The organism is Bacillus sp. MT94 (assembly GCF_058792475.1).
In genome coordinates this window covers 83,834-109,659 of the sequence record NZ_JBXAEZ010000003.1, presented here as the reverse complement: position 1 = coordinate 109,659, position 25,826 = coordinate 83,834, and the positions used below count along the sequence as shown (strand labels likewise).

Genomic DNA, 25,826 nt, shown 5'->3' with positions numbered 1-25,826 from the left:
ATCAAAAAATATTCCTTTTACATAGAAAGGATTCGAACCTTATATGAATATTATGCCGGGGGTGACGAAATGTTATTTTTTCTGAAGAAATGGAATGAATTAAAAGATGTGAAATCTGAATTAGCACTTCGTGATTGGTTTTATGGTACCAAAATTAGTTTATCGCTATGTACGTCAAAAGAGCCGTTAACATTCTTAGTAAATGTTGAGGGAAGAGATAAAGGGCTATTTTCGGAAGAAGATTTTATTGTCGTAAATTGCATGTGCGAGTCAGTATTTGAAAATGAAGAAAAACCAGCTGCAGAGTCATTTATGCATGCAGATATTTATAAAAAAAGTAGTGCAGGATGTATTTTACAAGTGCAGACTGTAGATAGTCATTTAATATCAGAGTTATATGGAGAAGAAGGAGAAGTAACGTTCGATAAACGCAGTGTGGAGCGTGTTTTCGGAAAAGAAGGTATAACAGAAATGACAATTCCAATTGTAGAAGATGAAAAAAAATTCGCTGATTTATTAGAAAGTAATGTTCCGAATTTCATTGAAGGTGGAGGAGTAGTTCTTGTTCATAATTATGGCATGATTGTGTGGGGGAAAACGCCAGAAGAATCGAAAAAATGGCTAGAGGGTATAGAATATTTAATGAACTATCATGTAAAGTTATTAATGATTAAGGGCGCAAGGAGCTCTGTTATATAAAAATGTATGTGATATGGATACAAGTTAATAAATAAATGAAAGCGTTTTAAAAATAATTTCACTCATAAAATATAGGTCTCCTTATTATATATAGATTACATGTTGACATGTAAGGAGGAACATATTTTGCGAGTTAAATATCATTTTCTGCCAAAGCAGCAAGTAACATTTTGCAAAATAAATGATTCTGGTGAAGAGGCACTGCAAATGATGAACGAAACGGGATTTCGAGCCATCCCGGTATTAGCAGAAGATGAGAAGAAATTCACGGGGATTATTTATAAAGTAGATTTATTAGAAAAAAAATGCAATAGCGGATTAGATCATGTAAGTGCAGGAGATATGCTTGACAATTCCGATGCATTTATTTTTGAAAAGGATTCCTTCTTCAGAGCCTTTTATGTAATTCGTCGGCTTCCGTTTTTAGCCGTGCTAAATGATTATAATGAATTTGTCGGTATGTTAACGCATTCGAATATATTTGATGTTATTGAAGATTCATTTGGTATGCGAACAGGTGGTTATATATTAACAATTGCAACACAAGATTGTAAGGGGACGATTAAAGAGCTTGGGACATTGTTAAAAGCATATAATATCGGTGGTTTGTTTACACTCGATAACGGTGATCAATATATCCGTCGGGTTATTGTAAATATATCAGATGAGTTAGATGAAACAAGATTAAAGCAATTAATCGGAAAAATAGAGAAAAAAGGATTCAGAGTGAGTCATGTAGATTATATTTAAGTTAAAAAGAAAAGTACCTATCTGTTATATACAGATAGGTACTTTTTTGTCCCGTTATTTGTGGGCGGTAAGATCCCCACCTCAAAATTCAGTGAAAGCAATGGGGGGCTTCCCGTAAAAGCCCGATTGGTGAGGGCTGGTTATATGTGAGTAATGAACTTTATTTTGAAACAGGAGGCGGGGATAATGCTAGATCAGATAAAAAAATAAAGTCTGCATGCTCACGAATTTTAGGGATAGAAGTTTCAATAACGCGTGATGTAATTTCACCTGGGGGGCCCACATGCCCGATAGCTACCATAATAGGCTTTTCTTGAATTTTTTTGATGAGTAATTGGGCTTGTTTTGAAATATGTCCTGCTGTATACACATCATCAAAAAATAGTTGGTTTTCAATAATAGGAACTCCTAATTCTTTTCCTATTTTTGGGACGACACTATTAGGATTCGTTTTACTATCTAAGTAAAATAAACCGTGTTTTTTACAAGCAGCAAGTATAAGGCGAACAATTCTTTCATCTGCTGTTACTTTTGACCCCATATGATTGTTCATTCCAATTGCATGCGGAACTTCTTGAATTGCTTGTTCAAGTCGGTTGTTTATTTCTTCATCGCTTAAATCGGTTGTAATGGCTTTTGGTCCAAGCCATTCTTTTTTACCTTTAATAGGTTCCATTGGCATATGTATAATAACTTCATGACCTTTTTTATGGGCAGCTATTGCATCTTCTTTTGTGGAAGGAAGAAAAGGCATAACAGCAACAGTTAGTGGAATTGGAAGTGACAACATTTGATTAGTCCCCTTCATATTATTGCCGAAATCATCAATGACAATAGCAACTTTATTCGTATGAGCAGTTGCTTGCATAGGAAATAAGAAGGACGGTAAAAACAAAATAATGATGAATAATGCAATCGTATATTTTCGCATATAAATATTTCCTTTCTCTTGTTATCCCGCTATTTGTGGGTAGTAAGACTCCCACCTCAACATTGGGCTGGATAGGTGGGAGATTCACTGTCAATAAACGCTCGATTGGTGAATGCTAATAATCAGTGGGGCTGAACAAAAAACACTGATGAAAGTTTCACTTTATCAATCATCATTATGTTTTGCTTTTTTATATAAATTAAACAAAAAATGTCGAAGAAAAGTAGGTGGAAAATTAAGAATCCCCGGTTTACGTAGAATTTGTAAAAAAAGAAGATGAAAAAAATGTCTATTATTGCGAATGTATTTACAAAGATAGAATAATTTGTAATAATTCTCAAAGTGAGGGTAAAGATTTGTAAATTACAGGGAGAAAATGTTAAATTTTCTGATTCTTCAAATTTGCATATGATTAAGTAGTTAAAAAAGTCAATGGAGAAGTGAACTTGAGAGCATGGAAGTATAATAAGGGGGATATGGATGTTTACTGTAAAAAGGAAGTACACATTAGAAAAGCTTTCACGTGATATTCATATGAAACGTGAAGAAATGATTCAACTAGGATTAACAAGTGGGCTAAATAGTAAGGAGACAATTCAAGTTAGTCAAGAATTGGACAAGCTTATTTTACAATATCAGTGTTATAAAGAAAAACAAACACCGAAATGGTTTTCAATTATAAAAATACCTATTTTCCAAATCGGGTATGAAGGAAAATCAAATAATTTTTGGCGAATGCTTGTCGCTGGTTTTATGAAATAAGTATAATTACCCTTATAGGATAAGGATAATTATACTATGTGTAACGGAATTTCGATATGAACTGTCGTTCCTTCGTTTTCTGTACTGTCAATAAAAATATGCCCATTATACATCTCTACAATTCGTTTACATATGACAAGTCCAAGACCTGTTCCAGTATCTTTATTAGTAAAGAACGGATGAAAGAGGTGTTTTTGAATATGTTGTGGAATCCCTTTCCCAGTATCTATAATCTGCAATTGTGCATGTGTTTGATTGTTTTTTACTACAATGGTTAGTGTATCATTAGAAGTCATAGCCTCAATTGCATTTTTTGTAATGTTTAAAACCACTTGTTTCATATGGTCTTTCGAACAACGGATATGAACAGGATGGTCTGGCAAATGTAAATGGAATACAATGTTATGTAAATTCGCCTCAGATTGAATAATTAATGCTACCTCATTTAGAATTGTTCTTACATCATATGTTTGTTCGATGATGGCGGTTGGCTTTCCGAGAATAAGAAATTCACTTACAATTTCATTGATTCGCTCTATTTCTTGTTCAATTACGGAAAAGTAGAACTGATCTTGTTCATCTTTATATTTCTCTTTTAATAGAGCGACGAGTCCTTTAATTCCAGTAAGAGGATTACGGATTTCGTGTGCTGTACTTGCTGCAAAAGTTCCAACTAATTCAATTTTCTGTAGTTCGTTTTGTTGTCTTTCAAGTTTTGTTTGACGTTTTAACAACATATATTGAGCAAGTAAAAATAAAATAGACATTAAAAATAAAGTAGCGATACACTCTATTGCAACCCACTGGTATAAGGTTTTCTGATGAATAGGTAATGGAGAAACAGAGACCTTCCAATTTAATCTTTGGAGTGGGGTAGTAAGCATATTAGAATGCGTATCACTTGTGTCGTTATTATCATCGGTTAGAAACACTACATCATGTTTATCAGTTACCTCAAAATGGTATTGTGGTTTAATGGCATTTAAAGAAGATGAAATGTAATCAAAGCGTAAACTAGCTAATAATAATCCTGAGAGCTCTTTCTGTTTATTGAATATGGGGGTAGCAATCATAATAGCTTTATGTCCAAGAACGCGATCAGTAATGACTGATGATACAGTGGTTTTTTTAGTTTGTAGCACGTCTTGAATATATTTACGGTCTGAAACATCTATAGGCTTTGATTCATCTTCAGATGCGATTGTAATGACCCCTTCTGGTGTAGCGTAATATAAACCAGAAAAGCGTGCATCGTTCCCATCTGTATCATGTACAATTTGTTTAATGCCGTTTATATTACCAGTCTCGGTGCCTACAACTTTTGCAAGCATGTCTAAAGCAGAAATTGCTTCACCAAGATGATGATCTAAATAATCTCTATATAAAAAGAGAACTGTATGAGCGGATAATTTGTTTTCCTGTTTCATTTTATATGTATGATACGAATAAAATGTAGCACCAATCCCTATTGTCGGTAGGATAACAAGCAATATATATATAATTATGCTTTGGAATTTGACTTTCAAATGTGGTACTCCTTCTTTTTTTATTATCATTATATATAAACTATGTTAAAATTGTCATGTTTTTATTCAAGAATGATTCTTAATATATTAGGGGAGAGGAAATGGATGAGTGAATGCTCATTCGGAATTCACATGAAGTATGAAGTGGCATTTTCTTTTTATTGGTGAGAATTTAAGTGAAGGGTTGAAAGTTGTATGACATCAAATAATGAACGAGAAGATATTTCTCAATCTTTAAAAGTATTTATTGCATTATCTCGTGTACATCGTTCTGTTATGGATACTACAAATAAATCTATACAAAGTAACGGATTAAATCCAACTGAATTTGCTGTATTAGAACTGCTATATCATAAAGGCGGTCAACCACTCCAGCAAATTGGTGAGCGCATTTTAATAGCCAGTGGCAGCATTACATATGTTGTAGATAAGCTGGAGAAAAAGGGATTAGTAAAGAGAATCCCATGTCCGAATGACAGACGTGTTATTTACGCGCAATTAACTGAGTCTGGCGAGAGCTTTATTGCTTCTATTTTTCCGGGGCATGAGAAAGTTATACATCAGTCTTTTGAAATGTTAACGAAAGATGAAAAAGATGAATTACTTGATCTATTAAAAAAAATTGGGAAGTATGAAAAATAATAATATGTTCCAAAGGAGCTTTGGATAAATAAATCCAGGGCTTTTTTATTTGCAATGAACTCAGAGTAGTCACTGCCGAATTTTGTTGAAAATTAAGAGGGAATTCGAGAATACGTATTGAATTATAATAAAGGTATGTAATGGAGAGGAGGCTCGTTCATGTCATTTAAAGACTATGAATATAAACGCCCAAATATTGAAGAGTTAAAAGAGAAATTTACTGTTGCTTTAGAGAAGTTTGATAACGCAAAAACTGTAGAAGAACAAAAACAAGTCATTCATTCAATTAATGAAATTCGCAACGATTTTGGTACAATGGGAAACCTTTGTTACATTCGCCATTCTGTTGATACGACGGATACTTTTTATAAGGAGGAGCAGGATTTCTTTGATGAATTCTCTCCAGTTGTACAAGGATATGGTACAAAATATTATAAGGCACTTATTAATTCTCCATTTCGTGAAGAATTAGAGGCGTATTATGGAAAACAATTATTTGCTCTAGCAGAATGTGATTTAAAAACATATTCAGATGAAGTCGTGAAAGATTTACAATTAGAAAATAAATTATCGTCGCAATATACACAGTTATTAGCATCTGCAAAAATTGACTTTGCTGGAGAAGAAAGAACGTTATCGCAATTGATTCCGTTTATGCAAGGAAAAGAAAGAAGCGAACGTAAAGCAGCAAGTGAAGCATACTACGGATTTTTAGCTGGAAATGAGGAAGAACTAGATCGTATTTATGATGAGCTTGTTAAAGTGAGAACGAAAATCGCAAAATCTTTAGGTTTCAAAACCTTTGTTGAACTTGGATATGCAAGAATGTACCGTACAGATTATAATGCGGAGATGGTGGCTAATTACCGTCAGCAAGTGCTGGATTATATCGTTCCCGTTACAACGGAATTAAGAAAGCGACAACAAGCACGTATCGGTGTAGAGAAGTTAGCTTATTACGACGAAAACTTTGAGTTTGCTACAGGTAACCCAACTCCAAAAGGAGATGCGGATTGGATTGTTGATCATGGAAAGACGATGTATAAAGAGTTATCGGCTGAAACAGATGAATTTTTCAATTTCATGCTAGATAACGATTTATTAGATTTAGTTGCGAAAAAAGGAAAAGCTGGTGGCGGATATTGTACATATATTGAGAATTATAAAGCGCCGTTTATTTTCTCAAACTTCAATGGAACATCTGGTGACATTGATGTATTAACACATGAAGCAGGTCATGCTTTCCAAGTATATGAAAGTCGTAAATTTGAAATTCCAGAATATAATTGGCCAACATATGAGGCATGTGAAATCCACTCTATGAGTATGGAATTCTTTACATGGCCATGGATGAAGCTATTCTTTGAAGAAGATGCAGATAAATATTACTTCTCTCACTTAAGTTCAGCACTTCTGTTTTTACCTTATGGTGTATCTGTTGATGAATATCAACATTATGTATATGAAAATCCTGAAGCATCACCTGAAGAGCGTAAGACAGCGTGGCGTAACATAGAGAAGAAATATTTACCGCATCGTGATTATGAGGATAATGATTATTTAGAGCGCGGTGGTTTTTGGCAACGTCAAGGGCATATTTATAGCTCACCTTTCTATTATATTGATTACACGCTTGCTCAAATTTGTGCGCTACAATTTTGGAAACGTGCAAGAGATAATAGACAAGAGGCATGGGAAGATTATGTGAATCTGTGCCAACAAGGTGGAAGTAAATCGTTCTTAGAATTAGTAGAAGTTGCAAATTTAACATCACCATTTGCTGAAGGCTGTGTGAAAAGTGTTATTACAGAAATTGAAGCATGGTTACATGCGATTGACGACACAAAATTGTAAAAAACATGCGCTTTTTTTCACATGTTTAACATCGACATAATGGGAAAATGATGAGATAATAAAAGAAAATTCAGAATACTAAAGAGGTGTTTCTAATAAGGAGCACCTCTTTTCACCAACAAAAAGGGGGGAAAGAAGTATGCTTCAATCTAATATGGATGTGAGTTTAGAAAGTTTAGTAAGCTCATTACAGTCTACTCGAAGCACGCTATTATCAGAAATTGAAATGTTAAATGATACAGAAGTGAATGTAAAGCCACGCCGTGATAAATGGAGTATTATTCAAATTTTACACCACTTGCATTTAGTTGAACAATCTGTCACGTCTGCCCTTGTATATGCTTTACAAAAAAATGAAAGAAACATGACTCCATTTAAAGACCTCCAACTTACGCTTGATCGCACACATAAACGAGAAGCTCCTCAGCAAATGCAACCAACAGAAACTTTAATGAAAAAACAGCAAGGAATTCAATTACTAGAACATTCACGACAAGAACTATTACATGCGCTTCATAGTGTTATAGATGAAAAAGATCTATTTGAAAATGGATTAAAGCATCCTGTTTTTAATGATCTGAATTTGTATCAATGGGTTCAATTTCTTGATTTGCATGAACAAAGACATCTTACGCAATTAAAAGAGGCGAAACATGCAATTTTGCAGCGCTAAAGTGGAAGAAGTGGGAAACCACTTCTTTTTTTGATACGTGCATAGTTTTCTTTCTTATTTTGGAATACTACATGGAGAAAGAAAAGAAGGAGTTGAAAAAATATGTCTAAGAAGAAGCGAGAAGAAGAGCGCGCCTGGAAAGCGCGTAAAGAAAATCAACAACCGCACGGAAAAGTGAAAGCTTTTGCTGAATTAGTTGAAGGAACAGAAAAAACGTGATGATTATTTCATCACGTTTTTTGTATGAGTGGAAAAGTTAATAAAAAGGTTGTACCGATTCCTTTTTCACTTATAATATCAATTTTTCCATTCATAGCTTGAACAACACTGAATACGACCATCATTCCAAGTCCAGTGCCTTTTTCTTTCGTTGAATAGAAAGGCGAGCCAAGACGTTTTACTTGTTCTGAATCCATACCGACTCCTGTATCTTTTATATATAACTGAATATGCTTATGATCAGGAACTAATGTGAAATAAAGATCACCGCCTTTTGGCATAGCCTCAATGCAATTTTTTAAAATATTTAATAAACATTGATTTAGTTTTTGCTTTTCTCCAGCGATAAAAAAAGAAGTGCTTTGCTTTATATAATGAGTACGTACATTTGTTAAATTAGCAAGCGGTGTAATTAACGACAATGCATGTAGTAATTCTTCTTCTAACTGTAATGTTTGTTCTTTTTCAATGCTTGGTTTAGCAAAGGTTAAATAATCTGTAAGAACATGATTTGCTTGTTCAATGCCGTTAATGGCAATGTCGATATATAATTTTCGTTCCTGCTCAGTGCATGTATCTGATTGTAACAGTTGTAAAAACCCTTTTGTTGAAGTTAATGGATTGCGAATTTCATGAGAGATAGACGCTGCCATTTCACCAATTAAATGAAATTTTTCAGCATTTATAAGTTCGTTTTGGAGACGAACTTGAGTTTGTAATATGTGTAGTAAATATAAAATTAGAATCGTACCAAGCATTGAACATAACTCATACACAATAATATGCGGTATATAATCAGTCTTATTTGTAACCTTTGAAAGGAAGAAGGGTATCCAACTAAATCCGTATGTGAGACTGTAGATAATAGCAAGTGTTATTTTTATACGATTAGAAGTTCGATTGAAAAATTTATATGTTAATAGTAGAACAATAAATAGAAGAACAGAACCGATAAGAGATGGGAAAACACCGATCCCACCTAATAATAAGCGATATATGTTTAATACAACTAAGATAGAACCACCAGCAATAGGCCCTCCCGTTAATGTACCGACAATTAATACAATATGGCGCATATCAAATTGAAAACCATTATTTGTTTTTGCTGCAAATGTAATACAGAGTACGGTAGCGAGGCAACAGAGTACAATGAATATAGCTGAATTTAATTTAGGAGAGCGTTTCCCTTTTTGATTCCAAAATAAATGATATACGAGCATTGTAATCAGGATGAATAATATATTTAAAAAGAGATAAATAATAAAGGATTTCAGTGGGATGCCTCCTCTCTTCATATATTAAATTAATCATACTATAAAATGAAAGAAATGAAATGATAAATAGCGGAAAAATCAGAAATTTTTACGCTAGTATACAATATGTTACAATAAGCTGTGTCAATGAAAGAAGAAATTCCGTGCACCGCGCGGGAGAGGTTCGCGAACTCCCTCTATAAAAAACTATGGAAACAACAATATCCTTAGGTATTGTTTTGTTTTTTTATTGTGACAGTTCAAGAACGTTCTTTCTTCTTATTTATAGTAGAGAAGGAGAATGAGTGAAATGAAAAAAGAAAAAGCAGTTGTTGTTTTTAGTGGAGGACAAGATAGTACGACATGTTTATTTTGGGCAATAGAGCAGTTTGCGGAGGTAGAAGCTGTAACATTTAATTACAATCAACGTCATAAGCTAGAAATTGATTGTGCAGCGGAAATTGCAAAAGAGCTAGGAATAAAGCATACGGTACTAGATATGAGTCTATTAAATCAACTTGCTCCAAATGCGTTAACGAGAACGGATATGGAGATTACACATGAAGAAGGTGAATTGCCGTCGACATTTGTAGATGGACGAAATTTACTCTTCCTATCATTTGCTGCTGTATTGGCAAAACAAGTTGGAGCACGTCATATTGTAACCGGTGTATGTGAAACTGATTTCAGTGGTTATCCAGACTGCCGTGACGTGTTTGTGAAATCGTTAAACGTTACTTTAAATTTATCTATGGATTACCCGTTTGTCATTCACACGCCACTTATGTGGATTGATAAAGCTGAAACATGGAAATTATCAGATGAACTTGGAGCATTTGAGTTTGTTCGGGAAAAAACATTAACATGTTATAACGGAATCATTGGTGATGGTTGCGGTGAATGTCCAGCATGTCAACTTCGTAAAGCAGGATTAGATACGTACCTACAAGAACGCGAAGGAGCGAACAACTAATGGATAACTTTTTTGGATTTCGCATCGTAGAGAATTTGCAAAAAATGGACAAGGATATTCAGCGTAAACAACTCAAATACCATAATAAAAGAGTAATGGTCAGCAAGGAATTTACATTTGATGCAGCACACCATTTACACTGTTATGAAGGGAAATGTAAAAACTTACATGGTCACACATATAAAGTTGTATTTGGAATTAGTGGATATGTAAATGAAATAGGTCTTGCAATTGACTTTGGAGATATAAAAGAAATTTGGAAGAATGAAATCGAAATTTATTTAGATCATCGTTATTTAAACGAAACGTTACCTGCAATGAATACGACTGCTGAAAATATGGTCGTTTGGATTTATGAAAAGATGGCAGAAGCACTAACAAAAGAGAATCGAGTGAACGAATATAAAGGAGCTCGCGTTGAATTTGTTCGTCTCTTTGAGACGCCGACTAGTTATGCGGAAGTAAGACGGGAGTGGATGCTTGATGAGTAAAATCCCTGTCTTAGAAATATTCGGTCCGACTATTCAAGGTGAAGGAATGGTTGTAGGGCAAAAGACAATGTTTATCCGTACAGCTGGTTGTGATTATAGCTGTGCTTGGTGTGATTCTGCTTTTACGTGGGATGGATCAGCTAAAGATCAAATTAGACAGATGACACCAGAAGATATTTGGGATGAGCTTGTTGCAATTGGAGGAGAAAATTTTTCTCATGTTACGATTTCAGGCGGAAATCCGGCATTACTGAAAAATATTGAGTTTCTTCTTTCAATATTAAAAGAAAATGGAATGCGAACGGCAATTGAAACGCAAGGGAGTAAATGGCAAGATTGGTTACTTCAAATTGATGAGGTAACAATTTCTCCAAAACCACCAAGTTCGACGATGAAAACAGATTTTCAGAAGTTAGATGCTATTATTCAGAAACTAGCAGGAAAAGATATTAGTTTAAAAGTAGTAGTATTCGATGATCATGATTTTGAATATGCAGTTAAGATGCACGAACGTTATCCAGGTGTACCATTTTTCCTGCAAGTAGGAAACGATGATACAAAAACAGTGGATGATGCGATGCTTATTAAAAAATTATTAGATAAGTATGAGTGGCTGATTGATAAAGCTGTAAATTGTAAAGAGATGAATGATGCAAAAGTATTGCCTCAGCTTCATGCGTTAGTATGGGGAAATAAACGCGGCGTATAACGAGAAGGGATGTTTAAAATGACTGGAAGATTAGATGAAGATTTAAAAGATGTAACATTATTAGGAAATCAAAATACAAAATATTTATTTGAATATAGCCCAGAAATATTAGAGGTATTTGATAATAATCATCCAAACCGTGATTATTTTGTAAAATTCAATTGTCCTGAATTTACAAGTTTATGTCCGAAAACAGGACAACCAGATTTTGCAACAATTTATATTAGCTATATTCCAGAGCAAAAAATGGTAGAGAGTAAATCTTTAAAGTTGTATTTATTTAGTTTCCGCAATCATGGTGATTTCCACGAAGATTGCATGAACGTTATTATGAACGATTTAATTAAATTAATGGATCCACGTTATATTGAGGTATGGGGGAAATTCACACCACGTGGTGGCATTTCAATTGATCCATACTGCAACTACGGTCGCCCAGGGACGAAGTATGAACAAATGGCTGACTACCGCATGATGAACCACGATCTATATCCGGAAACAATTGATAATCGTTAATAGAAAGAAAGGGCCTGTATACTATACAGGCCCTTTCTTTCTATTATATTATGCATTTTGATTAATGACAGTATAGTTTTTATGACTTACAACTGTAAGAGGTTCCATATCTAGTTCTCTAAAATTCTTCATAATTGTTATATCAACAATAACAGAGTTTTGATTTACTTTTTGAACACGGCCTTGCATTCCACCTTTAAATTCGATGATATCTCCAGTTTCTGCGATCTGCATAAGCAACTCTCCTTGTTACAGTTTTCCCAAAAAAAGAATAAATTTGGGTTTTTTTTATTTCCTCCTATTTTGAACCATATTTCCTACTTTGTAAATGTTTCCAAAGTAAAAATTCGAAAAATATTCACTTTTTGTAAGAAAATATGTAGAAAATCCATGTTATTTGAAAAAAATAGCAAAAATGCGGGAATCTTTATATCGAGGTATAATGAAAAAGTAGAATAACCTGCTGAAGTGGGAGAAATTAGAGGCGGTAAAATGATGTTTGAATTTGTGGGGAGTGTTATAGCTTTAATTTTATTTTTATTTTCTTATATGCATTTAAAAAAGATTCGTCAATATGATACGAGTACATATTTTGATGGGATGGATGGTATCCATGCTTCGATAACGCATGATAGTGGTGGGGAGATGTAAAGGTATATGACTTTCTTTTCTTGCGTGGTATGATGTTTAGAACTAGTGCATAATAGAGTTCGTAAGTGATGAATGGAGAGTGAAAAGAATGAAGATTTCTTTTATTCGTCATGGTTGTTTAGGTCGTATAAGAGAACCGATGACAATTAATTCATTTCACGAATGGATGAAACAGTATGATTCCGAGTCAATGATACAAAAAGCTAAAATGCCGATAGAAACAATAGAGGCAATTGAAGCAGCGAAATTTGTCTTAACAAGTGATCAAAGGCGTGCTGTACAATCAGCAGCTGAATTAACGGATTCTTTATCTTTTATGCAAAACTCTCTTTTTAGAGAAGCTGAAGTTCCTTCATACTTTTTTGCTCCGAAGTGGTTGAAATGCACAATTAAGGTATGGATGTTCATTGGGCGCACATTATGGATACTTGGCTACCATAAAGATGTTGAGTCTTATAAGGAAGTAAGAGAGAGGGCAAAGCAAGCGGCTTACCTGTTACATCGTTATGCTCTCGTACATGGAAGTATTGCTCTTGTAGGTCATAATTATTTTAATTCGATGATTGGAACGGAGCTGAGGGCAATGGGATGGTCTGGTTCTCCTATTTTGCATAGAAAGCCATGGGGATGTACAACATATACGTTTCACGAGGCGATGGATGGAAATATATTAAATACGAATTTAACATAAAAGCACACGATTTATATAAATCGTGTGCTTTCTTTTTAAGATATAGAAATTTTGACGTTTAATGGTTTTACGAGATGAGCATAAGGTTCGCCTACTAGCATAACAATTTCATCTTTTTTATAACCTAACTTTTCGTATAGTGAATAGGCGCGTGTGTTTTCTAAATTAACAAGTAAAGCGATTTTTTCATGCCCTTTTTCAGTTGCATAGATTTCGGCAGCTTCAATTAATTTAGAACCAATACCTTTTCCACCGTGTGCACTTGAAACTGATAATGTATCAATGTAATACTCATCAAGCTCAGCTTCTTTTTCTAACGTAATTGATTCATCTTTATGTAATTCTCTTAAGTGATGTACAATTGGTGCGTCAAGCTGTGTTGCTTCACTACCGTGATAAGCGACAATAATTCCAACTGCACTCTCGTCTTGTTCATAAATAAAACAGTTTTCGTAGCTCAGACGGTTATTTTCTTTTGAGAACCATGTCTCAAGTCCTAGTAATACTTCTGCTTCAACTGTGCTACCTGTGATTTTTTCAGCAATTTCATGCAGAGCATTATACAATAAAGGAGCTATTGCCATTGCATCTGTCTTTTTTGCTTTCCGAATCATAGTATCCCTCCTAGTTCTATTTGTATATTGTAGCATAGTGGTATGGAACTTTGCATAATTGAATGCCGAAATGTTTGATATAGAGAAGTAGCTATGTTAGTATATGATATTTAGTGGACATATAGTAAAACGATATTGTTTGCGAAATAACGAAAATAAAATCATGGCATAACAACAAGATAAAGTGAAATGTTAATCAGTAAGATTTTTTGTTCATTCCACGACTGATTAGTAGTCAACACCAATCGGACTACCCGCAAATAGCGGGATAATTTTACAGTTGTTGACCTATAGAATATACGATAGAATAAAATATTGCAGAGAGGTGAAATACATGGATAAAGAATTAGCAAATACAATTTTAGATCAGCTGAAAAATGGTGAAATAACGGAGTATGTTGTTACGAAAGATGTATTTTATACGTTCAGAGAAGTTGTTGTAAATAGAGAAGACTTTAAGCATTTCATTGGTAACGCACAGCGAGGCGGGCAAGTGATTTATACATATTCAGAAACGCCACGTTCATAAAGGGGAATTTTGATCAGCAGGGCATCCTTCACCAACTGGACGTTTAATGCGGGATAAATAAAAGATAAAGGAGAGGGGAATTATGGGCGATTTTAAACAAGGCATTTTACCACATTGGGATTATATGTGGAAAGATAGAGCCGGCAATAGATTTATGGGAATGGTTATGTATCCAGAGAAACGAAAATGTTCAGCAAAAATGCTTCAGAAAATAAAAAGAGCATATGAAGAAGCGATAGAAATTAAAGTAACTGTACAAGTTCAACATACATATCAGTATGTAGAAGGAATGATTGTATACTTTGATGAAGAGGCTCCTGTATGTACAATGCTTGATAAAGATGAAAATCCACATCACATATTTGTAAAAGATATTTTGCGTATTGAGCACTCTGAATAAACTTTTCATAAATAAATTGAAGTTCCATAATAATAATCTTTTTCTATAATAGTTATCTTTTAGTATGTAACGAGAGACGAAAGTATATGTATAATATATTTAATAAGGTAAATTTGATAAATGTAATCGTTTTTTAGAGCAGATTATCGTTTCATATCTGTTCTTTTTTGCGTGATGCTAGAGAAATATATTTCTTCAGCATCTACCGTTTTATGACAAAATATATTGTTAACTTTTTTAAAAATAAGGTTAAATTCGTTGACAACTTTTTTGAAAAGCACTTTATTGACATGAGTTTTAGAATGTTGTTTCATAGTCATTGTATTGAAAAAAAACGGCTATCATGTCGAAAAGTAAAAGTTAAAAAAAGAAAGAATTTATACATATATCTTGTGTCTTATTTTGAAACGTAATACAATATATAGAGAAATCAAGAACAACATATAGAGAATATAGATTTGAGAGGGAGGGTCGGAAATGTTAGTTGCATATGATTCTATGACAGGAAACGTGAAGCGTTTCATTCACAAATTAAATATGCCGGCCGTTCAAATTGATGAAGATCTAGTAATAGATGAAGACTTTATTCTTATTACGTATACAACAGGTTTTGGCAATGTACCAGAACGTGTTTTAGACTTTTTAGAGCGCAATAATGAAAAATTAAAAGGCGTATCTGCAAGCGGCAATCGTAACTGGGGAGACATGTTCGGTGCAAGTGCTGACAAGATTTCTACTAAATATGAAGTGCCTATTGTATCAAAATTTGAGTTATCTGGAACAAATAACGATGTAGAATATTTTAAGGAAAGGGTGCGGGAGATTGCGACACATTGAACTGAATAATGAAATCACGCAAATGCAGGACGGTTTTTATCAGCTTCATAAAGATAAAGAGGCATTAGAAGTCTTTATGGAAGAAGCTAGAGAGAATACCGTTCCTTTTAATAGCGTGGCAGAGCGAATGGAGTATATGAAAGAACATGATTACTATTACAACGTTCTGGACGAGTATAGCTTGGAGGAAGTAGAGGAAGTATATAACATCGCTTATGGTGAAAACTTCGAGTTCCAATCTTATATGGCAGCATCTAAGTTCTACAAAGATTATGCGTTAAAAACGAATGATCAAAAACAATACTTAGAAAGCTATGAAGATCGTGTAGCAATTGTTTCATTATACTTAGGACGCGGTGATGTTTCGAAGGCAAGACATTTCGCAAGCATGATTGTAAAACAAAACTACCAACCAGCGACACCAACCTTTTTAAATGCGGGAAGAAGCAGAAGAGGAGAAATGGTGTCTTGTTTCTTGTTAGAGATGGACGATAGCTTAAATTCGATCGGCTTTAACATTAATACTGCGATGCAATTATCGAAAATCGGCGGGGGAGTAGCTTTAAACTTATCTAAGCTACGCGCACGTGGTGAGCAAATTAAAGGTATCGACAATGCTGCAAGTGGTGTAGTACCTGTTATGAAATTGCTTGAAGATTCGTTTTCATATGCGAATCAACTTGGCCAACGAAAAGGTGCCGGTGCAGTATATTTAAACATTTTCCATTGGGATATTATTGAATTCCTTGATACAAAAAAAATAAATGCCGATGAGAAGAGCCGTATTCAGTCTCTATCAATCGGAATTATCGTTCCAAGTAAGTTCTTTGAGCTTGCTGAGAAAAATGAGCCTTTCCATGTTTTCGCACCTTATACGGTTTATAAAGAATATGGCAAGCATTTAGATGATATTGATATTGATGAAATGTACGATGAATTAATGAGCAATCCGAAAGTGAAGAAGAAGCCACTAGATATTAGTGCACGTGATATGCTTATTAAAATCGCTATGATTCAGCTTGAGTCTGGTTACCCATACTTAATGTTTAAATCAAATGCAAATAATCAACATCCATTGAAGGATATTGGAACTGTGAAGATGTCGAACTTATGTACAGAAATCTTCCAGCTTCAAGAAACTTCAGAAATAAATGATTACGGTACAGATGACATTATCCGTCGTGATATTAACTGTAACTTAGGATCGTTAAATATCGTAAACGTAATGGAAAATAAAGAAATTCGTGAAGCGGTTCATGCAGGAATGGAAGCTTTAACAGCTGTTTCTGATATGACGATCATTCCGAATGCACCAACCGTGAAAAAAGCAAATGACGAGCTTCATTCAGTTGGACTTGGAGCAATGAATTTACACGGGTATTTAGCAAAAAATAAAATCGCTTATGAAAGTGCAGAAGCGAAAGAATTCGCTCGTACATTCTTTATGATGTTAAATTACTACTCTATTGAGAAAAGTATGGAAATCGCTACAGAAAAAGGCGAGACATTTAAAGACTTCGATAAATCTGATTATGCGAATGGCACATACTTTGAAAAGTATGAAACGACAGATTACAGCCCAGTAACTGAAAAAGTTCAGCAACTATTTGAAGGAATTCATATTCCAACAAAAGAAGATTGGACAAGTTTAAAAGAGCAAGTGCAAAAGAATGGTTTATACAACTCATATCGTCTTGCCATTGCTCCAACACAATCAATCAGTTACGTTCAAAATGCAACTTCAAGCGTAATGCCGATCGTAAGTCAAATCGAATCAAGAACATATGCGAACGCGACAACATATTATCCAATGCCGTATTTATCAAAAGATACGTTCTGGTACTATAAATCTTCTTACGATATGAATCAGTTTAAATTAATTGATTTAATCGCAGAAATTCAAGAACATATTGACCAAGGAATTAGTACAATTCTTTACGTTAATAGTGATATTTCAACACGTGAATTAGCACGTTACTACATCTATGCACATAAAAAAGGCTTAAAGAGTCTGTATTATACGAGAACACGTAAATTAAGCGTGGAAGAGTGTGTGGCGTGTACCGTTTAATGGCATATTGCCATACTAAATGAATAACCCAATAGTATGAGCAGGGTTATGAACCCTGCTCATACTTGGTTTGTTCTACTAAACGGTTAGCTTTTCATTGTTAGATGGAAATTTAACCGTTCAGTAGAACAATAATAGATATAGGGGTGATTCAATGCGCGCTGTTAACTGGAATAAAAAGGAAGATGATTTCAGTTTAATGTTTTGGAAGCAAAACATCGCTCAGTTTTGGACAGAAGAAGAAATCGCGGTTTCGTCTGACAAAAATACTTGGGTGCAATTATCGAAAGAAGAGCAAATTGCTTATAAGCGTGTATTAGGTGGTTTAACACTTTTAGATACGAAACAAGGTGGCGAAGGAATGCCACTTGTACTTGTTCATCTTGAAAATTTACAAGCGAAAAGTGTATTAGCTTTCATGGGAGCTATGGAAGAAGTACATGCGAAAAGTTATAGTCACATTTTCACAACATTAGCTACAGAAGAAGAAATTGATGATATTTTTGACTGGGTAGACAATCATCCGTTACTTGAGAAAAAAGCTGGTATTATTACTAGTTACTATCGTCGTTTATTAAAGCCTGAAGTAACGAAAAAAGAGTTATACATGGCAATGGTAGCAAGTGTGTTCTTAGAAAGTTACTTATTCTATAGTGGATTCTTCTATCCACTTTACTTAGCTGGTCAAGGTAAACTGACGGCAAGTGGTGAAATTATTAACCTTATTATCCGTTAACTTATGGCGGCTTTTGGTAGAGATACCAATTGAAAAACCCTTTTAATTGCTGGGACCCCCTATTGTAAATTTATCTGTATTATTATTGATGAATATATGCATTCAGGTTATTCTCTAACTATCAATAGATGGAAAGGAGAATAGCTGATAGGGCAATCAGCAGCGAAGCCTTTATCTAGCGATAACATGTACGGAATTTACTATTTAAAAATCAATGGGAAGTATTATATTGGTAAAGATGTGAACGTTTCAAATTTAAAACGAATTAGGGAACATATGTGGATGTTAAAGAGTGGTACACATTATAATAGGTATTTACAAGCAGTATATTGTAAATATGAATCCACTTTAGAATATGGAATTCTAGAGGAAATAGAATGTTCATTGGAAGAATTGAGTGAGATTGAGCAACAGTATATTTGGCTGTATGATTCTTATAATAATGGCTATAACTTGACATTAGGCGGAGAAGGATTGGGTGGAATTAAATTCACTGAAGAACAATTAGAGAAGAAAAGGCAACGTGTTATAGGTGAAAAAAATCCACAATCAAAAATTACAGATGCACAATTTTTTGAGATTGTAGAACTACTAAAGTGCGGAAAGACAAATCCAGAAATTGCTGATATGTATAATCTTCATCCTAATTATGTATCTTTAATTCGACATAAGAAACGTTATAAATATCTTTGGGGAAAAGTACAAAATTATTTGCCGGTTAAATCTGAACACCAACTGAAAACAAGGGGACGTGTTACTCTTGAAATGTTTTTGGATATCGTTCAGATGCTACAAGCCGGTGAATCTAATGCATCCATTGAAAGAAAACATGGGTTATCGAGCGGCACAGGAAGCCATATCAGACATCGAAAACTGTATAAACAGTGGTGGGTGCGATACGTAGATAAAGGAACGTTCAACGACTATCCCAATGGCGGTGAAATTCCGCAAGAGGAGTAGGGCCAAGCGGTGGGTGAGAATCCCTTAAATCGAAATGGAGGGCTACCTGAGAAGGTAGATGATATAGTCTCTTCTTACAGGAAACTGTAAGCTGTATAAACGGCATAGGAGTAGCGAACTTATGTGAAGGTAAAGGATGAGTCAATTCACGGCGTATTCGTCGGTATTTTAGCACAACAAATCTTCGCAGAACTTTCTGCAGAAGAGCAACAAGAAGTGCAAAAAGAAACACAAGAGTTATTAATGGAACTATATGAAATTGAAATGGCCTATACAGAAGAAATTTACACTTCTATCGGTCTTGTAGAAGATGTAAATCGTTTCGTTCGTTACAATGCGAATAAAGGGCTTATGAACTTAGGACTTGAGCCGAAGTTTGAAGAAGAAGAAATTAACCCAATCGTTTTAAATGGTTTACGTACAGATACGAAAAACCATGATTTCTTCTCTGTAAAAGGAAATGGTTACGTAAAAGCAACGAACGTTGAAAAGTTAGCTGACGATGACTTCGTGTTTAACTTTTAATATAGGATTATAAAGAAAAGCTGTCTTATTCATTGATAAGACAGCTTTTCTTTATAATTTTGTTTACATAACACTATTATTTCTATATAGCGATTTATGTTTGGGAAGTTCTATTCGGTTAACGGATAGAACTTTTTGTAATTAAATGGGTATTTACAAACTTTTTGTATCAGTGTATTATTTAACTGGTACACCGATACAAAAGGAGGGAAGAAATGAAAATAGAGTTTTCTCCAAATACACCAATTTACATTCAGGTAATGGAATACATAAAAAAAGAGATCGTAACAGGACATTTATTGCCTGGTGATAAAATTCCCTCTGTCCGTGAATTAGCGAGTGAATTACAAGTGAATCCAAATACGATTCAGCGTACATTTCAAGAGCTAGAACGGGATGGAGTTGTTGTAACACGTAGAGGAATGGGACGGTATGTAACGAATGAAGGGGAGAAAATTATGGAGCTGCGAAAAGAGATGGCGAAAGAATTACTTCATTCTTTTATAGATGGAATGGACAATTTAGGTTTTTCAGAAGAAGAAATTCTTACAATTCTTCGTTCTTCATTACATGATAAGAGGGAGGAGAGCCAATGACAGAGCTATTAAAAATAGAAAACTTATGGAAGAGATACGGATTAAAAGCAGTGATCCGTGAATTAAACATAGAGATTACGGAAGGGAAAATCGTTGGGCTTGTTGGAGATAACGGGAGCGGGAAAACGACGTTATTGAAAATGATTGCAGGCTTGCAACACCCTTCTGAAGGCAGTATCACAATAGACGGTAAAAAGGTAGGATTACAGACGAAAGAAATCGTTTCATTTATGTCCGATAAGCCAGTCTTTGATGATTGGATGACTGTAAAAGACGCTTTATTTTTCTACCGGGATTTTTATAAAGACTTCGATATTCAAAAAGCGGTAGATACGATTGCAGAATTTAAAATACCGTTAGAAGAAAAAATTACAGCATTGTCAAAAGGTATGATAGAGAAGCTGCAAATCATTTTAACATTTTCTCGAAAAGCGAAGCTATACGTACTGGATGAGCCATTGGGCGGGATAGATCCTCTTTCTAGAGAACATGTATTGGATCTAATTCTACAGTTCTATAGAGAAGATTGTACGATATTAATTTCCACTCACTTAATAAATGAAATTGAAAATATTTTTGATGAAGTGATCTTTTTAAAAGATGGAGAAATGGTTCTATATGAAAATGTAGAAGAAATTCGTTTTCAGAGAGGAAAAGCAGTTCATGAATTGTTTAAGGAGGTGTTTAGTAAGTGAAGTCATTACTTTCCTATTTATGGAATGTAAATAAGAAAAGATATATTGTTACTTTTTTATTCTTTGTGCTAATTGAAGCTGTGTTATTTTCACAAATGATTGTAAGAAAAAGTGATGCGGCTATCAGTAGACAAGAGGGTATATTTGGAATCATTATGATTATATTTTTCTTTTATATTGTTTATATGTTTATACAAACAATGAAATCATATTCACGCTTACTAACTAATCCGATGTTACGACTTACAGCAATATCTGGGAAACAATATGTAATTTCTATGCTTATTTTCTCATTTATCGCAATGGCTATATGGTATGGGATATGTGGAATTCTTTTCTACGTAAGTTATATATTAGCTTTTCCTACGACTTCTGTATATGTAGAGGCAAAAGAGATTATGCAAGTAGGCATAATTAATAATTTAATATATACGATAAGCGATTTATTTGAGTTTTTGTTTAGTGTGTTACAAATCATATTAGTAATTACTCTAGTTAAGTTACTTACGAAAAAGAAAAAGGCGCAAAATATACTAATCGTTATTATTTTTCTAGTAATAAATATAGCGATTACTTTAGCGACAACCTTGCTAGGAAAATTAGCTCCAGCTTTCCAAGTATTGCGAAGAGTAGAATATCATAGTGAAAGCAAGAGTCTGTTTATTAATATGTTTCAAGAAAATGGATTTAACATTTTTAATATAAGTTTCATGGTAATGGTTAGTGCTCTAATAATATATGTAATTGCTTATATTATCGATAAAAAACTAGAAGTCTAAAGGAGGAATCAGCATTGGGAAACGTAGTAGTAAAGTTAGAGAATGTTCGAAAAAGGATTGGTGGAACGGAAATTATTCGTGGTTTATCATTTGAGGTTCGTGAAGGAGAAGTATACGGATTCCTTGGGCCGAACGGTAGCGGTAAGACGACGACGATCCGTATGATGACAGGTCTTATTTCAATGACAGAGGGCGATATTACAATTTGTGGACATAGTATTCGCTCGGAGCGTGAAAAGGCACTAGAGCAAATTGGAGCGATTGTAGAAAATCCTGAACTATATGATTATATGACAGGAATGCAAAACTTAAAGCATTTTGCGAACATGGCCATTACTCCAATTAGTAAAGAGCGCATTGCTGAGATTGTAAAGCTTGTTGAATTAGAGCATGCGATTCATAAAAAGGTGAAAACATATTCACTTGGTATGAAACAACGTTTAGGAATTGCACAAGCATTACTTCATCAGCCGAAAATCTTAATTTTAGATGAGCCGACAAATGGATTAGATCCAGCTGGTATTCGCCAAATTCGTGATTATTTACAACGTTTAGCGAAAGAAGAGAATATTGCTGTAATCGTATCAAGTCACTTATTGAGTGAAATTGAATTAATGTGTGATCGCGTTGTTATTATTAAACAAGGTGAGTTTGTACAAGAGTACAACTTACATGAAAAAGTGAAACATGATGAGGCAGTCGTTGTAGCGTTTGAAGTAGATGAAGTTCAGAAAGCAAATGAAATCATTAAAGGTAAAGCAAAAGGGAATGTAATTGTAGCATCTGTAACAAAAGACAACATTCCGCAACTTGTAAAAAAACTTGTTCATGCTGATGTGCTTGTATACGGAGTTACTGTTCAAAATAAAACGTTAGAGGATGAGTTCTTAGCGATTACTGGGGGAGTGAAAGCGTAATGTTTAAATTAATTCAAAATGAATTTTTAAAGTTGCATGCGAAAAAAGGTATGTATATTTTAATTGGTGTCATTGCGGCACTCGAAATTTTAGGTACTTTAGCAATGTTGAAGTGGGGAAAAGGTGATGAGTTTAAGGGATCATATTTAGATTATGCAAACTCAGAGATTGGCTTAATTGTTTTATTTACAACGATTTTTGGGATTACACTTGCTGCCCGTACTCTTACTGATGAGTTCCAAAAAGGTACAATTAAACAATTGTTAATCCGTCCAAGAAAAAGACTTGCAGTTTTATTTTCTAAATATATTACAGTGTTATTAGCAATGTTATTTATCGTATTAGCTGGTATGCTAATTGCAATGATTATTGGCGGTATTGTAATGGATGGTAGTAAAACAGAATTAACGTTAGGAATCGTAATGAAGTCCACTTTATATCAACTACTTTCACCATTCTTTTTTGCAACACTTGCATTTTTCCTAGCAAATGTCTTTAGAAAGTCTGTATTACCATTAATTATTACGATGTTCCTATTCTTCTTACAAGGTGCAATTAACATGGTATTAATAATGTTTGCAAAAGGTGTAGCGAAGTTTGTAGTATTCAACCATTTGGATTTAAGAGCTTACGATAGTAATAAATTAATCAATGGTGGAATGGAACCAACATTTACAGAATTTACGTTTACAACTTCATTATTACTTGTAGCTGCATACTTTGTTGTGTTACTTGTAGCATCAAGTGCATTATTCCAAAAACGTGACGTATTATAATAAAAGAAATCCCCGCTTGTAAAAACGGGGATTTTTATTACATAAATTTCACTTGGATTGCAACTTGAAGAACAGCGATATGGTATTTTAAGAGCTATGCTGTTTGAAATGATTTGAGAAAAATAGGAAGGATTTCAACTATATTCATATTATAATTTAGTTATCCTGCTATTTATAGGGAAAGGATTGCCTATAAAGTACTGATTAAAGTTTTATTTTATTTTTACTATCTTTGGGGGTGGTGTTCTATATGCACTATGCATTTTCACGTATAAGGCTACGTAGCTTTTTTGGATGGATGATTATAGGGGTGTTCCTTATAATGATACCATTAGGTCTAGCAAATGTTTCTGAGAATACGATGGAGGTTATTTCACAAATAACTGTATTTTTTGTATTTCCGTTACTTTGGCTATACGTAAAAACAAATAAAAATAATGTTGTATTTAACAGTTTTTTTGATAAGCCAGGACGTTTATCTTGGGGATTAATTGTATTAGCAACGATAATGGGGATGATTTTTTCAGTTGGCATATCTCAGATTCAATTTTACATATTAGCACATACGTTACCGAATTTCTTAGTTACTATGCTAGAAGACGGAAATGTTATTAATACGAGTAACGTATATATGACGATATTTACTTTCATTTCAGCATGTGTGTTAGCACCTATTATGGAAGAGGTTATTTTTAGGGGATTTTTCTTACAGCGGATGGCTCATAAATGGGGAATTAAAAAAGCTGTAATTATATCTTCAATTATTTTTGGCCTAGGACATTTTGATGTTATTGGTGCGTTCATGTTTGGTGTCGTTATGTGTCTTTTATACATAAAAACAAAAAATATATGGACGAATATAGCTGTGCACGCTCTAAATAATTTGATTGCAACAAGTATGCAATTTTTCGGTGGAGAAGAAAGTGGTACAATCTCAATTACTGAATTACAAGCGCAAAGTAATTTATGGATTGGTATCGGTCTTACAGTTGTTGGATTACTATGGTTAATTCCGTATGTTTGGAAACAATGGCGTACAGTAAAAGAAGTTGGCGTGCCACCAGTACGTTTTATAAATGAGCAAAAAGTAGTGAATTCATCACAAGAAAATGAAGTGTATAGTCAAGTGATCGTAACCGATAGATTGATGGCCATAGAGTTACCAGATGAGGCTGTAAATAAGCTTCGGTTAGAAGAAAATGATTATGTAACAGTAGCTGTAGAAGAAGATAAAATCGTTATAAAGAAAGCACATAATAGATAATTAAAAAGTAGCTCTTAGGAGCTACTTTTTAATTTGTAATAATTTCTACACGAAAATTATTACCGTTCTTTATATATTTAATATCTGTAACAGTGCGGACTGTCTTTAAAATCTCCACTTTTTCACCAATTCGCGGGATGGTCGGAACATTGTCCCAAATACCAAGCAAGTCATCTAATTGTGCCGTTTTTTCATAAAACCAGATTTTCAATGTAAAGCCCCTTTCTCGAACTTTATGTATTTTAATACATAATATATTATTTTTATTCTTATTGTAAGGGGTTTTTTTATATTTTATGAATAAAAATAAATTAATCTTCTGGGAAGATATGTTCAATATCAGGAGTAAGAGATACTTCTGATAATACGATATGAGAAACTGTCGTTGCATATGAAGAAACATCATTGATAAATTCTTCAAGTTCAACGAGTGAAGGAACAGAAATTTTTACAATGTAGCATAAGCTTCCTGTTACTCGGTAACAAAAACTTGCAGATGGATAAGACTGAATAAATTGTTGCATACGTGTTGTATCACCATTCTTTAAGGTGATTTCTAAAATACAATCTAAAACTAGTCCTGCCTTTTTATAATCAATATCAATTGTGTATTTTTGAATAACACCTTCGCTTTCGAGCTTACGAACACGTTCTGAAGTAGACGGAGCAGATAAGTTTACTCGTTTAGCCAATTCACGCATCGAAAGGCGACTATCATTATATAATTCATTTAAAATTTTTCGATCAACACGGTCTAATTGCATTTGTAAATATACCTCCAGTAAAA

Annotated in this window: 31 protein-coding genes, 2 pseudogenes and 1 riboswitch; of the genes and pseudogenes, 26 read left to right on the top strand and 7 right to left on the bottom strand. The window is 34.0% G+C overall.

Going from position 1 to position 25,826, the window contains the following annotated elements:
• Positions 1–69 precede the first annotated feature (69 nt).
• Positions 70–699 carry a class II aldolase/adducin family protein gene (locus tag AC1Q51_RS12300; RefSeq protein ID WP_053564937.1) on the top strand — a complete coding sequence of 210 codons (630 nt, stop codon included), beginning with the start codon at positions 70–72 and terminating at the stop codon, positions 697–699.
• Between the two features lie 126 nt (positions 700–825).
• On the top strand, positions 826–1,449 hold the full coding sequence (cbpA, locus tag AC1Q51_RS12295) for a cyclic di-AMP binding protein CbpA (RefSeq protein WP_001264204.1): 624 nt from the start codon (positions 826–828) through the stop codon (positions 1,447–1,449).
• Positions 1,450–1,609: 160 nt separating this feature from the next.
• Here cbpA and AC1Q51_RS12290 read toward each other — a convergent pair whose 3' ends face one another.
• On the bottom strand, positions 1,610–2,380 hold the full coding sequence (locus tag AC1Q51_RS12290; RefSeq protein ID WP_492331533.1) for a divergent polysaccharide deacetylase family protein: 771 nt from the start codon (positions 2,378–2,380) through the stop codon (positions 1,610–1,612).
• A 480-nt stretch (positions 2,381–2,860) separates the two neighbouring features.
• Here AC1Q51_RS12290 and AC1Q51_RS12285 point away from each other — a divergent pair, with 480 nt between their 5' ends.
• A complete protein-coding gene (locus AC1Q51_RS12285) occupies positions 2,861–3,142 on the top strand; it encodes an aspartyl-phosphate phosphatase Spo0E family protein (protein ID WP_000495527.1) in 282 nt (93 codons plus the stop codon).
• Between the two features lie 29 nt (positions 3,143–3,171).
• Here AC1Q51_RS12285 and AC1Q51_RS12280 read toward each other — a convergent pair whose 3' ends face one another.
• Complete coding sequence (locus AC1Q51_RS12280) at positions 3,172–4,668, bottom strand: DUF3149 domain-containing protein (protein WP_492331532.1); 1,497 nt, start codon at positions 4,666–4,668, stop codon at positions 3,172–3,174.
• A gap of 195 nt (positions 4,669–4,863) precedes the next feature.
• Here AC1Q51_RS12280 and AC1Q51_RS12275 point away from each other — a divergent pair, with 195 nt between their 5' ends.
• From AC1Q51_RS12275 to AC1Q51_RS12260, 4 genes are all read left to right on the top strand, one after another.
• Positions 4,864–5,310: a MarR family winged helix-turn-helix transcriptional regulator gene (locus tag AC1Q51_RS12275; RefSeq protein ID WP_090975890.1), complete on the top strand. Its 447-nt coding sequence runs from the start codon at positions 4,864–4,866 to the stop codon at positions 5,308–5,310.
• Between the two features lie 159 nt (positions 5,311–5,469).
• Positions 5,470–7,164 (top strand): M3 family oligoendopeptidase, encoded by a 1,695-nt coding sequence (locus AC1Q51_RS12270; protein WP_063546912.1) that lies wholly within the window; start codon positions 5,470–5,472, stop codon positions 7,162–7,164.
• A gap of 139 nt (positions 7,165–7,303) precedes the next feature.
• On the top strand, positions 7,304–7,837 hold the full coding sequence (locus AC1Q51_RS12265) for a DinB family protein (protein ID WP_000941977.1): 534 nt from the start codon (positions 7,304–7,306) through the stop codon (positions 7,835–7,837).
• A gap of 102 nt (positions 7,838–7,939) precedes the next feature.
• Entirely contained in the window at positions 7,940–8,056 is a 117-nt protein-coding gene (locus AC1Q51_RS12260; protein WP_000038355.1) for a DUF6254 family protein, read from the top strand.
• 11 nt (positions 8,057–8,067) lie between these two features.
• Here the strand turns inward: AC1Q51_RS12260 and kinB are convergent, their stop codons facing one another.
• On the bottom strand, positions 8,068–9,276 hold the full coding sequence (gene kinB / locus AC1Q51_RS12255) for a sporulation sensor histidine kinase KinB (protein WP_000964151.1): 1,209 nt from the start codon (positions 9,274–9,276) through the stop codon (positions 8,068–8,070).
• A 206-nt stretch (positions 9,277–9,482) separates the two neighbouring features.
• Positions 9,483–9,526, top strand: a riboswitch (PreQ1 riboswitch).
• 93 nt (positions 9,527–9,619) lie between these two features.
• Here kinB and queC point away from each other — a divergent pair.
• From queC to queF, 4 genes are read left to right on the top strand one after another with little or no spacing between them, the layout of a single operon-like run.
• Positions 9,620–10,282, top strand: a complete 663-nt coding sequence (queC, locus tag AC1Q51_RS12250) for a 7-cyano-7-deazaguanine synthase QueC (protein ID WP_000711595.1) — start codon at positions 9,620–9,622, stop codon at positions 10,280–10,282.
• The gene (gene queD / locus AC1Q51_RS12245) at positions 10,282–10,773 is read left to right on the top strand and encodes a 6-carboxytetrahydropterin synthase QueD (protein ID WP_000368414.1); all 492 of its coding nucleotides are present in this window, start codon (positions 10,282–10,284) and stop codon (positions 10,771–10,773) included. Before queC ends, queD begins: the two co-directional genes overlap by 1 nt.
• Entirely contained in the window at positions 10,766–11,482 is a 717-nt protein-coding gene (queE, locus tag AC1Q51_RS12240; RefSeq protein WP_000036299.1) for a 7-carboxy-7-deazaguanine synthase QueE, read from the top strand. The genes queD and queE overlap by 8 nt, the downstream gene beginning before the upstream one ends.
• An 18-nt stretch (positions 11,483–11,500) precedes the next feature.
• Positions 11,501–11,998 (top strand): preQ(1) synthase, encoded by a 498-nt coding sequence (gene queF / locus AC1Q51_RS12235; protein ID WP_001986050.1) that lies wholly within the window; start codon positions 11,501–11,503, stop codon positions 11,996–11,998.
• Positions 11,999–12,046: 48 nt separating this feature from the next.
• Here queF and AC1Q51_RS12230 read toward each other — a convergent pair whose 3' ends face one another.
• On the bottom strand, positions 12,047–12,232 hold the full coding sequence (locus AC1Q51_RS12230) for a YkvS family protein (protein WP_001165082.1): 186 nt from the start codon (positions 12,230–12,232) through the stop codon (positions 12,047–12,049).
• Positions 12,233–12,493: 261 nt separating this feature from the next.
• Between AC1Q51_RS12230 and AC1Q51_RS12225 the strand changes: the two genes are divergently transcribed.
• Entirely contained in the window at positions 12,494–12,649 is a 156-nt protein-coding gene (locus AC1Q51_RS12225; protein WP_000461432.1) for a hypothetical protein, read from the top strand.
• 88 nt (positions 12,650–12,737) lie between these two features.
• A complete protein-coding gene (locus AC1Q51_RS12220) occupies positions 12,738–13,340 on the top strand; it encodes a histidine phosphatase family protein (RefSeq protein WP_075720137.1) in 603 nt (200 codons plus the stop codon).
• 35 nt (positions 13,341–13,375) lie between these two features.
• Here AC1Q51_RS12220 and AC1Q51_RS12215 read toward each other — a convergent pair whose 3' ends face one another.
• Positions 13,376–13,954 (bottom strand): GNAT family N-acetyltransferase, encoded by a 579-nt coding sequence (locus tag AC1Q51_RS12215; protein ID WP_000619547.1) that lies wholly within the window; start codon positions 13,952–13,954, stop codon positions 13,376–13,378.
• 334 nt (positions 13,955–14,288) lie between these two features.
• On the opposite strand from AC1Q51_RS12215, the gene ykzS reads away from it, so the two are divergent.
• The 13 genes and pseudogenes from ykzS to AC1Q51_RS12150 all read left to right on the top strand — a co-directional run bounded on the left by ykzS (position 14,289) and on the right by AC1Q51_RS12150 (position 25,039).
• The gene (gene ykzS, locus AC1Q51_RS12210) at positions 14,289–14,483 is read left to right on the top strand and encodes a protein YkzS (protein WP_000356686.1); all 195 of its coding nucleotides are present in this window, start codon (positions 14,289–14,291) and stop codon (positions 14,481–14,483) included.
• Between the two features lie 82 nt (positions 14,484–14,565).
• A complete protein-coding gene (locus AC1Q51_RS12205; RefSeq protein WP_000502199.1) occupies positions 14,566–14,883 on the top strand; it encodes a hypothetical protein in 318 nt (105 codons plus the stop codon).
• Positions 14,884–15,360: 477 nt separating this feature from the next.
• Positions 15,361–15,720 (top strand): class Ib ribonucleoside-diphosphate reductase assembly flavoprotein NrdI, encoded by a 360-nt coding sequence (nrdI, locus tag AC1Q51_RS12200; protein ID WP_000959447.1) that lies wholly within the window; start codon positions 15,361–15,363, stop codon positions 15,718–15,720.
• On the top strand, positions 15,707–17,791 hold the full coding sequence (nrdE, locus tag AC1Q51_RS12195) for a class 1b ribonucleoside-diphosphate reductase subunit alpha (protein WP_492331531.1): 2,085 nt from the start codon (positions 15,707–15,709) through the stop codon (positions 17,789–17,791). The genes nrdI and nrdE overlap by 14 nt, the downstream gene beginning before the upstream one ends.
• 154 nt (positions 17,792–17,945) lie before the next feature.
• Positions 17,946–18,524, top strand: a pseudogene (locus AC1Q51_RS12190) (ribonucleotide-diphosphate reductase subunit beta); the annotation flags it as partial.
• Between the two features lie 189 nt (positions 18,525–18,713).
• Entirely contained in the window at positions 18,714–19,487 is a 774-nt protein-coding gene (locus AC1Q51_RS12185; RefSeq protein WP_492331530.1) for a GIY-YIG nuclease family protein, read from the top strand.
• Between the two features lie 129 nt (positions 19,488–19,616).
• Positions 19,617–20,012: pseudogene (locus AC1Q51_RS12180) on the top strand (ribonucleotide-diphosphate reductase subunit beta); the annotation flags it as partial.
• Positions 20,013–20,227: 215 nt separating this feature from the next.
• Positions 20,228–20,608: a GntR family transcriptional regulator gene (locus tag AC1Q51_RS12175; RefSeq protein WP_000687512.1), complete on the top strand. Its 381-nt coding sequence runs from the start codon at positions 20,228–20,230 to the stop codon at positions 20,606–20,608.
• Positions 20,605–21,303, top strand: coding sequence for an ABC transporter ATP-binding protein (locus AC1Q51_RS12170; RefSeq protein ID WP_000137747.1), 699 nt, complete (start codon positions 20,605–20,607; stop codon positions 21,301–21,303). Before AC1Q51_RS12175 ends, AC1Q51_RS12170 begins: the two co-directional genes overlap by 4 nt.
• Positions 21,300–22,082 carry an ABC transporter permease gene (locus AC1Q51_RS12165; protein WP_492331529.1) on the top strand — a complete coding sequence of 261 codons (783 nt, stop codon included), beginning with the start codon at positions 21,300–21,302 and terminating at the stop codon, positions 22,080–22,082. The genes AC1Q51_RS12170 and AC1Q51_RS12165 overlap by 4 nt, the downstream gene beginning before the upstream one ends.
• Before the next feature lie 14 nt (positions 22,083–22,096).
• Positions 22,097–22,999: an ABC transporter ATP-binding protein gene (locus tag AC1Q51_RS12160; RefSeq protein WP_000528820.1), complete on the top strand. Its 903-nt coding sequence runs from the start codon at positions 22,097–22,099 to the stop codon at positions 22,997–22,999.
• Positions 22,999–23,775 (top strand): ABC transporter permease, encoded by a 777-nt coding sequence (locus tag AC1Q51_RS12155; RefSeq protein WP_000475427.1) that lies wholly within the window; start codon positions 22,999–23,001, stop codon positions 23,773–23,775. The genes AC1Q51_RS12160 and AC1Q51_RS12155 overlap by 1 nt, the downstream gene beginning before the upstream one ends.
• A 250-nt stretch (positions 23,776–24,025) precedes the next feature.
• The gene (locus AC1Q51_RS12150; RefSeq protein WP_000558812.1) at positions 24,026–25,039 is read left to right on the top strand and encodes a CPBP family intramembrane glutamic endopeptidase; all 1,014 of its coding nucleotides are present in this window, start codon (positions 24,026–24,028) and stop codon (positions 25,037–25,039) included.
• 28 nt (positions 25,040–25,067) lie between these two features.
• Here AC1Q51_RS12150 and AC1Q51_RS12145 read toward each other — a convergent pair whose 3' ends face one another.
• A complete protein-coding gene (locus AC1Q51_RS12145; protein ID WP_492331528.1) occupies positions 25,068–25,250 on the bottom strand; it encodes a DUF3913 family protein in 183 nt (60 codons plus the stop codon).
• Positions 25,251–25,350: 100 nt separating this feature from the next.
• Positions 25,351–25,803: an Lrp/AsnC family transcriptional regulator gene (locus AC1Q51_RS12140; protein WP_001175505.1), complete on the bottom strand. Its 453-nt coding sequence runs from the start codon at positions 25,801–25,803 to the stop codon at positions 25,351–25,353.
• Between the last annotated feature and the right edge of the window lie 23 nt (positions 25,804–25,826).